We start from the raw sequence: 12398 nt of genomic DNA on the forward strand, positions 1-12398 counted from the left end.
TGTAAATTAACTATTATTGCGCCACTTAATAGTGCAACCAATGGCTTTGGTGCTGGCCTGCGGTACTGCTTTGCCAGAGAGCAGATTGTCAAGGGCGGTTTCTACATAGCGTTTTTGCACTTTCTCAGGGTCGCCGGAATTATCGTCAATAGCGCCAATATAAGACACCTTCAGGTCCTGGCCCGAACGGGTGAGCACGTACACGTGTGGGGTGCGGGTGGCCCCGTAGCGCTTGGCTATTTCCTGGGTCTCGTCATGCAGGTACACAAACGGGAATTTCTTGTCGCTGGCCCGTTTCTGCATGTGGGCGTAAGAATCTTCTGGCGATGCCGTCACGTCATTGGGGTTGATGGCGATGACCGGGTACCCTTTGGCCGCATATTTCTGGTGCAGTTGAATGAGGCGGTCTTCGTACAGCTTGGCGTAGGGGCAGGTATTGCAGGTAAAAGTGACAATAAAACCTTTTGCCTCTTTCTGATCACGCAGACTCACCATTTGGCCGTTTACGTTTTTCAGCTTAAAGTCTGTGGCAGTGTCGCCTACCTGATAGCCGCCTTCGGCAAATTTGTACGCCGAGGCTCCCCATAGCGTGAACACACTCAGGAGTAAAAAAAGAAAGTAAGGTTTTTTCATAGCATTAAGGGGTATGTGAAAAGGTGGAAGTTAAATAGGTGTTCAGTTGCGCCAACGTAATGGGCTTCTCCAGAAAAAGGCGTTGCTTACGGGCATTGTTAACGAACAGCGTGGCCGGAATGGCGCCGCTCCACGAGGGGTCAACCAGGTCAATCCAGGCATTCTGGTCGGGTTCGTCCAGCAGGAAAACGGTACTTTGCAATTTATGTCTGTTCACAAACGGCACTACTTTCTTTTCCAGGTCTTTCGCAAAGTCCATGCTCACCAGCACCACTTGTACCGGCTGACCGGCGTACTGTTTCTGGACGGCCTCAAAGTTGGGGAGTTCCTCAATACACGGTTTGCACCAGGTGGCCCAGAAATTAATGATGTAGGTAGTGTCTGACGTGGAGTTCAGGTATTTCTGCAAATGCGGCAGCTTTACCATAGCAACTTTCTGGCTTTGGGCCAGGAGGGAGTTGCCGGCCAGCAAAAGGCTGAAGAGCAGCGCGCACGTTAAAAAGATTCTGCGGGGGAACATAGACGTACTGTATATCATACTAAATGTAACGTTTCTATCTGTACTAAAGTACAACTATATACGATTTTAACATATAGATAAACTAATAAACATGTCACAAAAACTCGCTGAAAAGAAAATAGCCATTCTGGTTGAAAATGGATTTGAACAAGTGGAACTGGAAAAACCCAAGGCTGCCCTGGAAGAAGCCGGTGCCGAAACCCATATCATCTCCCCGCAGTCTGGTAAAGTGAAAGCCTGGGCTAAGACCGATTGGGGACAGGAATTCACCGTAGACAAAGAACTGAAGAGTGCTGTAGCGTCAGATTATGATGCCTTGCTGTTACCCGGCGGCGTCATGAACCCAGATTATCTGCGGGTCAACGACCAGGCCGTCGCGTTTGTGCGGGCGTTCAATGACTCCGGAAAACCTATTGCTGCCATCTGCCACGGTCCCTGGACCTTGATTGAAGCCCAAGCCGTGCAAGGCCGGAAAATGACCAGCTGGCCTTCCCTGCAAACCGACCTCGCCAATGCCGGAGCCAACTGGGTAGACGAAGAAGTAGTCACTGATAATGGTCTAGTAACCAGCCGGAAACCAGATGATATTCCCGCCTTTAACAAGAAAATGATTGAAGAATTCGCCGAAGGAAAGCACGACCGGGCATAAGCCCCTTACACTGCAAAACAGGAAAGCCGATGGAACTCCCGTCGGCTTTGCTGTTTTAGAGGCTTTTCAGGAAAATTACCCTCTAAACTTAGGAAAGTGGCCTCTAAATGGCAGGGGTAAGTCACACATTCTGCATCATTGCCAAAGAAAAGCATGGTTCAAGTTTTCAACTTGGACCTACCATGTTCGGAAGTTTGCAACTTCCGTGAGGCGAAAGCCTCAAAGTGTTTGCTGCTGATTCGCAAATACTTAGCTTCTGTGCTAAACAAAAAAGGTGCTCCATATAGAAGCACCTTTTCTTTCAAAAGCCTTATAAATGCTGCTTAGAACCCAACCCCCAGATAAATCTGGAAGTTACCAGCTTTAATGTCGTTCAGAGCGCGGTTGGCATTGGCGGCATCAAATTTCCCCAGGTCTGCGAAACTGCGGTAGTAACGGCCTCCCAGCCGGAAGATAGCAAGTCTGGCTTCCAGTCCGGCGGCGGCTCCGTAGTCAAAGGTATTCAGGCCTTCTTTGTCAATTTCCCGGTCGCCTTCTTTGGCGGTTAACATGATTCCCACCTGCGGGCCGGCATGTATACTGATGGTTTCGGTAAGGTTCAATACGGCTAGCACCGGTACATCAATATAGTCGAAGCGCCGGTCGCCGGCTACGTCTTCCACGTTGCGGCGGGTGTAAAGGGCTTCCGGCTGAATAGAAAAGATGCGGCCAACGCTGAATTGCGAGTAGAAACCGGCGTGCCAGTTCTTAGTGTTTTTGAGGTTGTCCAAGGCATCTTTGCCATCGCCTTGCAGGGCACTGAAAAGTACGCCGCCTTTCACCCCGAAGCCACTGTTGGTACGCGCATCGCCTCCGGTTTCTTCGTTGTGGTTAATGACGCCTCTGTTTAAGACACGTTCCTGCGCCTGCGCCGCTTCAAAGAAAAATACACTTATTAAAAGTAAACAGATTTTTTTCATAGCAGATAGTACATTTGGAATAGGTTCGGTAAGTCCACCCTGTGCAGTAGACCGTACCTATTATACTGTCTGCTGGCCGGAATGTTGCAATCAAACATCTGGGCTGGGTACAATGTTGTGAGAAGAAAAGACAGCTGAAATAATCCAATAGAAAGTTGCCCCACGTATATGCTTAAAATTGCCTGGTCCCCAGAATACGCCCACCCGCTTCCCGAAAACCACCGCTTTCCCATGCTCAAATATGAACTGCTGCCCGAGCAACTTCTGTATGAGGGAACGGTAAGCCAGGAAAACTTCTTCCAGCCCAGTCCCATCTCAGAAAAACATATTGTGCGGGTGCATGAGCCGGAGTACTGGCGCAAACTGCACGGGTTGGAACTGAGCGCTTCGGAAATCAGGAAAACCGGTTTTCCGCTCTCGCAGGAACTGGTGACGCGAGAGGTAGTGATTATGGGCGGTACTTTGAAAGCTGCCGAATATGCTTTACAGTATGGCGCGGCCATGAACATTGCCGGAGGCACCCACCACGCATTCACCAACCGGGGCGAAGGTTTCTGCCTGCTAAACGACAATGCCCTGGCCGCCCAGTATCTGTTAGATGAAGGCAAAGCCACCAAGGTGCTCATTGTAGATCTAGACGTGCACCAAGGGAACGGCACCGCCCAGATATTTGCCCAGGAGCCACGGGTGTTCACGTTCAGCATGCACGGGGGCAACAATTACCCGCTTCACAAAGAGCAATCTGACTTAGATGTGCCCCTGCCAGATGGCATAGATGATGCCGCTTACCTGAAACTTCTGCGGGAACACCTGCCTGCCCTTATGGACCAGGTAGCCCCCGATTTCGTGTTTTACCAGTGCGGGGTAGACGTGCTGGCCTCAGACAAACTGGGAAAATTGGCCCTCACGCTGGCCGGTTGTAAAGAGCGCGACCGCCAGGTGCTGGAATTGTGCCACCAGAACCGCGTGCCCGTCTGCGCCAGCATGGGCGGCGGCTACTCCACCCGCATCGCAGACATAGTGGAAGCCCACGCCAATACCTTCCGGCTAGCCCAGCAGATTTTCTTTTAAAATGGTAGCACGTAGTGCGTATCAAGTAGCAAGACTATTATCGTGATACATGATACGCACTACGTGATACGAACTGTCAATTACGGGATTTTAGTTTTGCGTCTGAGCCCCGCAGGAAGGGGAGGGAGCGTTTGAGTGCCAGGTAAATGAGCGGCACCAGCAGGAGCACAAGCAGTAAGTAGATCATCACCTGCATGATTTTGAAAAACAGACTGATGACCATGGCTGATAAAAAGAGGGAGGCCGCTAAAAGCAGCCAGAACTGAAGGGGTTGTTTGGAGGAACTTCGGCCCATGGGTAAAAAGTTGGTGAAACAATAGGCAAACGCAGCTTCACAAAAAGGAAGGCCTTTGCTTTCAGAAGAACGCCCTTTGCGTAGTTGCCGTGTTTTTGATGTGCGGCAAATACATGGATGGTGCTCTTTTATAGTAAGTTACAAATTAAAGTTGATTTTGGTGCTCTTTTTCTGAAATCGGCCCGAAAACAATTTTCCACCGGAAAGCCCATTTCCATTGCATCTGGTAAGCAGTAATTCCGGCTTTGTCCAGAAGGCGCTGCCAATCTGCGCGGGAAAAAGCCCGAAGCACCGACAGCGGCGCATCATTCTTCACTAGATACGAACGGGAGAAAACTTGGGTAAGCCCTTTGATAGAATAATACGCCAGCGGGTGCCGGTGAATGTCATTGATGAGCACCGCTACGCGCACCTGTTGGCGTAACTGCGCCAGTAACGCAGACAAGGCATCGTCTGGAAAGTGATGCAGAAACAGGCTACAGATCACCACGTCAAACTGCTGGTGCGCAAATTCCGGGGAGAAAACATCGGCTTGCCGAAAAGAGATCTCGGGGTATTCCTGGCTTAAAGAAGCGCTGTACTGGAGCATGAAGGCGTTGGCGTCTATGCCCACCAACTCTACGGGCTGTTTGTTTTTTCTCGCCCATTGGGCTACCATGCGTAAGGTGTCGCCCCCGCCGCTGCCCAAATCAGCTATTTTCAGCGTCCTTTTGGGGAAAGAGGTTAAAAGCGGGTGCTTCAGGATTTGATTGAGCCCATTGCGGACTACGTCATGACCGCCTAGCCAAACATTGATGAACTCCAATTCCTGCAGGTTTCGGCGCAGGTCATCACTGGCGAGGGTGAGATCATCCATCAACTCCAACTCCGTGGACCGCTGCTTAAACATAGTGTACTGAGAGCAGCATGGATTCTAAAGTGAGGCCCGGCCCGAAGGCAAAACTGAGGATAGGGGCTTCATGGCGGTCTGGTTGCAGTTCCCGCCACAATGCCTGCAGCACAAACAGCACCGTAGCCGAAGACATATTCCCGAATTGCCGCAGCACTTGATAAGCGTGCTTGTTGTCTTTGGTGGTTAAGCCCAAGGCCTGCTCAATCACTTCCAAGATTTTGCGCCCACCTGGGTGAATGGCAAACAAGTCTACCTCCTCCAGCTTTAAGTTGAGTTTCTGCAGCAGTGATTGAGTCAGTTGGCCAATTCCTTGCTTGATTAATGCCGGTACGTACGAAGAAAGTGTCATCTCAAACCCGAAATCATGGATGTGCCAGGCCATGTCTTTCTGCCCCGAAGGCGCCAAATCGCAGTGAAACGCATCTACCCGCAAAGACAAAGGCGATAGCGGCGTTGGGCTGACCAAGACGGCGGCGGCCCCATCGGCGAAGAGGGAGTTGGAGACCAAGTGGTCGTTTTCGGGGTGTTTCTGGAAATGGAGCGTGCAAAGCTCGGTGCAGACAATGAGCACGCGGGCGTGGGCATCGGCGCGGCAAATGGTGTCGGCCGCCTTTAAGGCGTTAAAGGCCGCGTAACAGCCCATGAAATAAATACATGTGCGTTGCACCTGGGTAGACAAGCCTAGCGCCTCTACCAATTCAATGTCCAGCCCCGGGGCGTACATGCCGGTGCAACTGACCGTGATGAGATGCGTGATTTGGTTTGTCTCCAGATTTGGAAGTTGAGCCAGACATTCCTGAGCGGCCTCCACAGAGAGCGGCAAGGCGGCTTTGCGGTAGGCCTGCATGCGGTCGCCCACGGTGGGGAAAGGTTCCAGGCCGGGCGTGTTGGGGAAGAACTCGTATTCGCCGTTCTGCCGACCGAAATCTGACAACGCCGAATGCCGTTGGTCTATGCCCGACACCCGGTACAGCGCTTTGAGTTTGCGCGTATCTTGCTCGCCTAACTGAAGGGCCTCGGCCATGAAATCAGCGATCTGTTGCTGAGGAAAAGCATGCGGTGGATTAGCCGTGCCGATGGCGCAGAGATAACTCTTCATATTCTAAGTATAAGCAAAAAAGCGGCAAGATGTTTAGAGCGGCACGTTTGTTTAAACAAAGTTTATGGCCGAAGGGGGAATTTATTGCCTTTTGCTTTCATACTCTCTTGGGGCAGTTCGGGTTTTGCCAGGAGCCTGAGTAAGCGCTATCTCAGAAGAAACTGTTGGCAAATTAAGAAGCAGAGCTTGCTGAATTGACCCGTTATTCTGAAAAACAGCCTTAAAATAGAAGCAGCGGTACGTTGCAGAGGAGATGCCTGAAATGCTTTTAATCTACCAGAAGAGGTGCGTAGGAGAATACGTTACATCATGCGCTTTGTCATTTTGAAAGGGTTCTGATAGTAAACGGAAGGTGCCGTTCAAACGTGCTTCTTTGGTTCGTTCACAAGGTCCTTTCAAAATGACAAAGGGAAAGAATGTGTGTTTATTCAATTGAATTTCCCTGAAAGGTGGGTCTTTCCGGGGGAATGGTTCTAGTTCTGGAGAAAGAAGTCCATGGCTTGGATGGTCTCAAGAGGGGCGCTCAGGTGGGGGCAGTGGCCGGTGGCTTTCATCTGCACGAACTTGGAATTTTTGATGTTTTTATGGACGAACTCGCCTACCTCTGCCGGGGCAATCATGTCTTCCTTGCATTGCAGAATCAAAGCCTTGGTTTGCAGATGCGCCAAATCAGCGCGGTTATCTGACAGAAAGGTAGTGCGGGCGAAATGTTTGGCAATGCTGGAGTTGGTGTTGCAGAAACTGTGCATCAGTTCTTCGCCCAGAGACGGTTGGTCTGGGTTGCCCATGATGAAAGGAGCGAACGTGCCGGACCAGCCCATGTAATCCGTTTCCATGAACTCCAACATGGAGTGTATGTCTGGGAGGTCAAACCCGCCCAGGTAGTCACCGTCATTGATATAGCAAGGGGAAGGCCCAATCAAGACCAGTTTCTCAAAAAGATCTGGTTCCCGAATGGCGCCCAGCACCCCAATCATAGCGCCTACTGAGTGGCCCACAAAAATAGGGTTGGAGAGATCAAGGTGCCGGCAAATTTCTATAATGTCATCGGCGTAGCCCTGCAGTGATGCGTATTTGGTGTAGTCATAAGCCGTCTGGTCAGACTGCCCGGCACCTACGTGGTCAAATAGCACAATTTTGTAGTGTTGCTGAAAGGAAGGAGTGACATAGCGCCACATGTTCTGGTCACAGCCAAACCCGTGCCCAAAAATCAAAGCTTGTTCTCCCTTGCCAAATATCTTCACATTATTTCTCTCTAAGGGATACATTGTATATATATCATTTTAATAAGATGCCGTGGCTCTGGTAGAACCTTGATTAAACTGAATCCATTCTTTTTAGCCGGGGGGTACTGTCTTTTAGGATTTATTCTGCTATCTGAAAAGTGCTGGTTTCTAGATAGTAGCCTGTAAAATTACTATAAAAGTTTTCAATAAGTTCAATAGGTTCTTGATTTATAGTACGAAAAAGTGACCGTAAAAGCTGAAGAAAGTTAGGCTCTTACACGCCTTGTTGGTTTCCGAAGTTTTTTATTTAATTGGCTTTTGGCTGGTTGCTGCACAAAGGTTTGTTTTCAACTGGAAGGATTTCTTTGCCACTGTCCTTTTTAGCCTTATTTCTGGAAACTGAGTTTCAAACAAAAAGAAGCTATGGGCGGAGGCTACTTTTTCACTAAAAAGGTTTGCCGTGGGTGTGCCGCATGATCGCTTTCACCGCCCCTGGTATGTATTTCAGACTTGCCACCGCTAGTTCAGACAGTACTGGTTTTCCGAACAGGTGTTGCACCAGACGGCCCGTTTGCAGCCGGGTACCAAATTGCTGTTTCCAAACGGCGGAATAATTGGTTTCCAGTTGGGTTCTGTTTTGCTGCCCGTTTAGGAAAAGCAGCACTTGTTCAGACAAAAGTTTAGCCGAGTGAATAGCCATGGCCATTCCGTTTCCACAGAGGGGCGTGATTAGTCCGGCCGCATCTCCGCTCATGAGTACATGGTCTTCCAGGCAGGCTTTGGGGGCAAAAGAAATCTCGTTGATCACCTCGGGTTGCGGGTACAGAAATTCGCTGTTGCTGAAGAGGTCGCGCAGCCAGGGGTTTTTACTTAATTCCTGCGCTTCCATTTGGGCAATGGTGCCATGCTTTTTCAGATTTTGGCGGGTAGTCAGGTAGCAGAAACAGTAACGGTCCTCTTCAATGGCAGACACTCCTGCGTAACCGTCAGAAAAGTTGTGCAAGGCAATGACGTGTTTGGGCAACTGGGTACGGATATGATATTTTACCGCCAGATAGGGAGACCGCTGCTCAAAAAACGAACGGTTAAACCTGCGGTCCAGCCCACTACGCTTGCCATACGCCCCAATCACCACCGGTGCCTGTAATTGCTCACCGGTAGACAGGTTTACCGTAAAGGAATTGTCCTTAAAATCTACTTCCGTGGCGCTCACCTGTTGCATAAATGTGACACCCTGCCGCTGGGCTAATTGAAACAAATGATAATCTAATCTGTATCGGCTTACGCCGAAACCACCTAAATCTAAGGGTGTCTGAAGAAAACGGCCCATTGGGGAAGAAAGCATGAAATGGGTTAGGTGGGAAGGCTGTAATTCCTCTACATTTACTCCAATACTGCTTAGAAAGGGAAGCACCTCGTTGGAAATATACTCCCCGCAGACCTTATGGAAGGGAAACCTTTTTTTCTCTATCACTATCACTTCTACGCCCTGGCGTGATAGTTGCAGGGCATTGACCAGGCCGGCTAATCCTCCTCCAATGACAATGACTTTGCGGGTATTCATAATGCCTGGCTAAGATGTTGCTATTATTCAATTGCCGGTATTTGAAACAATTGATTTACGTATTTGTTCATTTTAAAATCCAAAACCAAGAGTACGCCTTCATCGTTAAAAAGATAAATATGCTGTATTGCTTTGGTATTCAAGGATAAAGAAAACTCATGAAACACTTTTTACTCTTATTAGTTATTTGTCTCAGTTTCTATGAAGTACCGGCCCAGGTAAAAACCCGGCCGCTGCCAACAGAGCAAAGTAGTGAGGCGAAAGCCGGTCAATATGACCAGTCAATGTCTGTTTACCCCAATCCTACCAATGGTCCTATCACTATCTCTTTAGAAGGTTTTGAAGGAAAGAAAACTGATCTACGGATTATGAATGTGATTGGGAATGTGGTCTACCGTGAAGTAATTCAAGACCCAGCGGAACGGTACGTGAAGAACTTGAATTTAAGTAGTCTTTCCAAAGGTTTGTACTACGTTAAATTGGAAACTCCCAGTTATAGCGAAGTCAGGAAAGTTATTCTTCGGTAGTTATAGGCAACATGAAGAGCAGGGCATCACCTAAAAGGTTTTGCCCTTTTTTATTTTCTGCTGGTTTCCTGCTTGCCCTTTTGAATAGGAATTATCCAGTGCGTGCATGCGAGCGCCCCGTAGAAATTCTACCAAAATGCGGCAACATTCAGCCGGAAATAACTTCGTGTTAATCCATCTTAGGTTTTCTTGCTTGCAGCCATTGTTTGTGGTGGAAGAAACGTAATAATCAGATTTTCAAGGCAGGTATGAGTAAAGAAATCTAAATGTTTTCGGAAACAAGTTCTGGCAATAACTGCCGGAGAACAGATCAATACTTCTGTGCTACTTTTCTAAACAGGTGTGTCCGGGGCTGAAAATAAATCAAAAAGGCGAAGACCAGTTGCCTCAATTGTTAAGTGGCTAACTGCTTTAATATGCACCGGTCTTCAGCGGAAATAGGAATAAATTTTAGTGTAGATAAATTCTTAGTACCTCTGCTGCCAGTCTTATTTCTGATGAAATATTGGATTAAGTAAAACGCTGCCACAAACAAGAGAAGTTTTGTCTCTGAAAGGTAAACAGGATTTTAAAACAGAAAGGGGCACAAGAAGGCTGCTGTTTCTGTGCGAATGGAAAGAATATGTGGCCTCGCCGGGAATCGAACCCAGATCTAAAGTTTAGGAAACTTCTATTCTATCCGTTGAACTACGGGGCCTTTGTGACAAGGCAGGATTGCCTGGCTTGCAAAAGTAAAATAAAATTGCTTGTGAAGAAATTTTATGTGCATCAAATCTGATAGACGGCTTTTGTTTTGATGCCTTCATGAAAGACTTCGGCTTTCACGAGGGCAATTTATTGAGATAAACATCAGCCTGATCTTTCAATAATTAAGCATTCTCTTTTTTTTAGAAGGAAATAGTTTAGAATAAGGCAATAATAGACAAAGTAATTCTGTAAATAATAAATACATTGTGTCTGTTAATTCGTAGAGTAAATTAATAGGAGCAATTGTCAGCTTTATGCTGAAGATTCATTGTTATTTATATATTTGCACCAGTTAAAATTTATAACCACCCATTCACTATGAGAGATCAACTTAAAAGCAAGCTTGACAAGATGCAAATGGAGGTAATCCGCGATTGCCAAAATGTGGAAGATGTTCAATTAATGCTAGGCATTTTCAACCAAATGAACGAGGCTTTAAACCAAATTCCAGATACCATGAACAAGCCGAAAGGCGCTAAAAGAGGCCGTAAGCCAAAAAACGCTGAAGCTGAATCTTAATCAGGAACGTACGTTCATTTAGAGGAGTGAGAGACCATGTACGTGGCTCATCACTCCTTTTTTGTTTTAGGCCTGTTTTGTGTAAACAGATGCAAAACGGCTGCAAGTAATTACCACACCTTTTGTCCTCCATTTTCTAAGGCAAAGTCTACCCATACATATGCTTGTTTCTACTGCCAAAGTGAAACAACGTGTCACTGTTTCCTTCCTTCTATTTTCTTTTGCTGGGCAGAAATAAACGCTAGCAGAACATAGTCGTGCACGGCTGGGCAAGTGCTTTGGAGAGAGGACGCCAAATAAGTTCAGGAAAATTGAAAACAAGTATGCTGTAAAGGCAAAGGAACAAGCGTTATTCACGTATATGAGGCGTTGGCAGATAACTGGCCACCAGAGCACATGGGTTGAGTACTTCAACTGAAAGGCTTCTGCTTTAGATTGTATTCCATGGAGTCAACAGTAACCAATATCTCTTTAGCACCCCATGACGCGGATGATTCGCAGCCCGCGCTGCTGTTCATTCCAGATATAAGTGGCTTTACCCGTTTCATGCATGAAAACGGGGTGCAGTACAGCCGTAACCTTATTGCCGATTTACTGGAGATTATCATAGAGGCCAATATCCTGAACATGGAGGTCTGCGAGATACAAGGCGATGCCATTCTGTTTTACAAACTTGGCGATGCCCCGTCGGTAGATCAGATTGTAAGCCAATGCAAGCAGATTTTCCTGGACTTCCAGAACTACCTGCGTATCATGGAGCGCGACGATATTCTGGCCAGCCCCAAGTTGTCGGAAAATAAGCTTACCCTCAAAGTCATAGTACACTACGGGCGCATAAGCGTGACCCAAATAAGAGACCACATCAAGCTCATGGGCACTGATGTGATCCTGGCTCATCGTTTACTCAAGAACAGCATAGAAGGCTCTGAATACGTGCTCCTGACCGAAGGATACCTGAATACCCAAAACCCCGAGGCAGTAGCGAATAATTTTGAGTGGACTCAGCTCAGAGACGGGATAAACAGCTATGAGCATGTGGGAGAAATCCACTACAAATATGCCTTCCTCACGCCCCTGCGCCTGCTGGTGACAGACCCCGAGGTAGAGCACACACACAAGCAGTATCCCAATACCTTTTCGCTGAAAGACCACATCAAAGCCCCGGTGGAGTTGGTGCTGCGGGTTATTCAGAATTACCGGCTAAAGCCGAAGTGGATGCACCGCGTGAAAAGCGCTCAATTTGACACTAAGAAAGGCACCCGCATTGGCACCAACTATTTCTGCGAAATGGAGAAAGGTGGTTCCATTGAAATGCAAACCTTGCAAAGCAGGGTAACGGCAGACAAAATAGAGGTGATTGAGAAAATGGCGAACTTCAAGATGTTTCCTAACTCGCTTATCTTCTATTACCTGTACCAGGGGCAGGAGGGAACCCAGCTCACCCTGGAATTCCATTACAGCAGAGTGTCTGTAGGCGATTATTTCTATGACCATTTCGGCCGGAAGCAGATCAAAGGGTTCATGAAAGCGTCGCTGCTGCAACTCAAGTTACTTTGCGAGCAATTGTATAAAAACAGGCAGGAATAATACCCGCTTGCATTTACTTTCTTCCAAATGCATTTGGCCTTAGATGGAAGGTCCTTTCAGAGATTTGTATAAGAACCTTACTCCCGTAAGTCAGAAGGGGCTGCCGTTTA

13 protein-coding genes and 1 tRNA gene are annotated in these 12398 nt (G+C 47.8%); 5 read left to right on the plus strand and 9 right to left on the minus strand.

Annotated elements, in window-relative coordinates:
• Positions 1-6: 6 nt before the first annotated feature.
• Together ACY0JR_RS13970 and ACY0JR_RS13975 are read right to left on the minus strand one after the other, a co-directional pair.
• Positions 7-633: a thioredoxin family protein gene (locus tag ACY0JR_RS13970; protein ID WP_462634718.1), complete on the minus strand. Its 627-nt coding sequence runs from the start codon at positions 631-633 to the stop codon at positions 7-9.
• 4 nt (positions 634-637) lie between these two features.
• Entirely contained in the window at positions 638-1153 is a 516-nt protein-coding gene (locus tag ACY0JR_RS13975) for a TlpA family protein disulfide reductase (protein WP_462634719.1), read from the minus strand.
• Positions 1154-1244: 91 nt separating this feature from the next.
• On the opposite strand from ACY0JR_RS13975, the gene ACY0JR_RS13980 reads away from it, so the two are divergent.
• Entirely contained in the window at positions 1245-1802 is a 558-nt protein-coding gene (locus ACY0JR_RS13980; RefSeq protein WP_462634720.1) for a type 1 glutamine amidotransferase domain-containing protein, read from the plus strand.
• 323 nt (positions 1803-2125) lie between these two features.
• Here ACY0JR_RS13980 and ACY0JR_RS13985 read toward each other — a convergent pair whose 3' ends face one another.
• A complete protein-coding gene (locus tag ACY0JR_RS13985; protein WP_462634721.1) occupies positions 2126-2761 on the minus strand; it encodes a porin family protein in 636 nt (211 codons plus the stop codon).
• Positions 2762-2929: 168 nt separating this feature from the next.
• Here ACY0JR_RS13985 and ACY0JR_RS13990 point away from each other — a divergent pair, with 168 nt between their 5' ends.
• Positions 2930-3832 (plus strand): histone deacetylase family protein, encoded by a 903-nt coding sequence (locus ACY0JR_RS13990; protein ID WP_462634722.1) that lies wholly within the window; start codon positions 2930-2932, stop codon positions 3830-3832.
• A gap of 76 nt (positions 3833-3908) precedes the next feature.
• On the opposite strand, the gene ACY0JR_RS13995 is transcribed toward ACY0JR_RS13990, so the two are convergent.
• From ACY0JR_RS13995 to ACY0JR_RS14015, 5 genes are all read right to left on the minus strand, one after another.
• Complete coding sequence (locus tag ACY0JR_RS13995) at positions 3909-4127, minus strand: hypothetical protein (RefSeq protein ID WP_462634723.1); 219 nt, start codon at positions 4125-4127, stop codon at positions 3909-3911.
• Positions 4128-4272: 145 nt separating this feature from the next.
• A complete protein-coding gene (locus ACY0JR_RS14000) occupies positions 4273-5016 on the minus strand; it encodes a methyltransferase domain-containing protein (protein ID WP_462634724.1) in 744 nt (247 codons plus the stop codon).
• A complete protein-coding gene (locus tag ACY0JR_RS14005) occupies positions 5009-6118 on the minus strand; it encodes a type III polyketide synthase (protein ID WP_462634725.1) in 1110 nt (369 codons plus the stop codon). The genes ACY0JR_RS14000 and ACY0JR_RS14005 overlap by 8 nt, the downstream gene beginning before the upstream one ends.
• A 473-nt stretch (positions 6119-6591) precedes the next feature.
• The gene (locus ACY0JR_RS14010; RefSeq protein ID WP_462634726.1) at positions 6592-7386 is read right to left on the minus strand and encodes an alpha/beta fold hydrolase; all 795 of its coding nucleotides are present in this window, start codon (positions 7384-7386) and stop codon (positions 6592-6594) included.
• A gap of 403 nt (positions 7387-7789) precedes the next feature.
• Complete coding sequence (locus ACY0JR_RS14015) at positions 7790-8908, minus strand: NAD(P)/FAD-dependent oxidoreductase (RefSeq protein ID WP_462634727.1); 1119 nt, start codon at positions 8906-8908, stop codon at positions 7790-7792.
• 158 nt (positions 8909-9066) lie between these two features.
• Between ACY0JR_RS14015 and ACY0JR_RS14020 the strand changes: the two genes are divergently transcribed.
• Positions 9067-9435: a T9SS type A sorting domain-containing protein gene (locus tag ACY0JR_RS14020; RefSeq protein WP_462634728.1), complete on the plus strand. Its 369-nt coding sequence runs from the start codon at positions 9067-9069 to the stop codon at positions 9433-9435.
• A gap of 625 nt (positions 9436-10060) precedes the next feature.
• Here ACY0JR_RS14020 and ACY0JR_RS14025 read toward each other — a convergent pair.
• Positions 10061-10132 (minus strand) — tRNA-Arg (locus tag ACY0JR_RS14025).
• Between the two features lie 368 nt (positions 10133-10500).
• On the opposite strand from ACY0JR_RS14025, the gene ACY0JR_RS14030 reads away from it, so the two are divergent.
• Both ACY0JR_RS14030 and ACY0JR_RS14035 read left to right on the plus strand, forming a co-directional pair.
• Complete coding sequence (locus tag ACY0JR_RS14030) at positions 10501-10701, plus strand: hypothetical protein (RefSeq protein WP_462634729.1); 201 nt, start codon at positions 10501-10503, stop codon at positions 10699-10701.
• A 444-nt stretch (positions 10702-11145) separates the two neighbouring features.
• Positions 11146-12288 (plus strand): DUF2652 domain-containing protein, encoded by a 1143-nt coding sequence (locus ACY0JR_RS14035; protein WP_462634730.1) that lies wholly within the window; start codon positions 11146-11148, stop codon positions 12286-12288.
• Positions 12289-12398: the final 110 nt, after the last annotated feature.

Source organism: Rufibacter sp. JT3400010 (assembly GCF_054956755.1).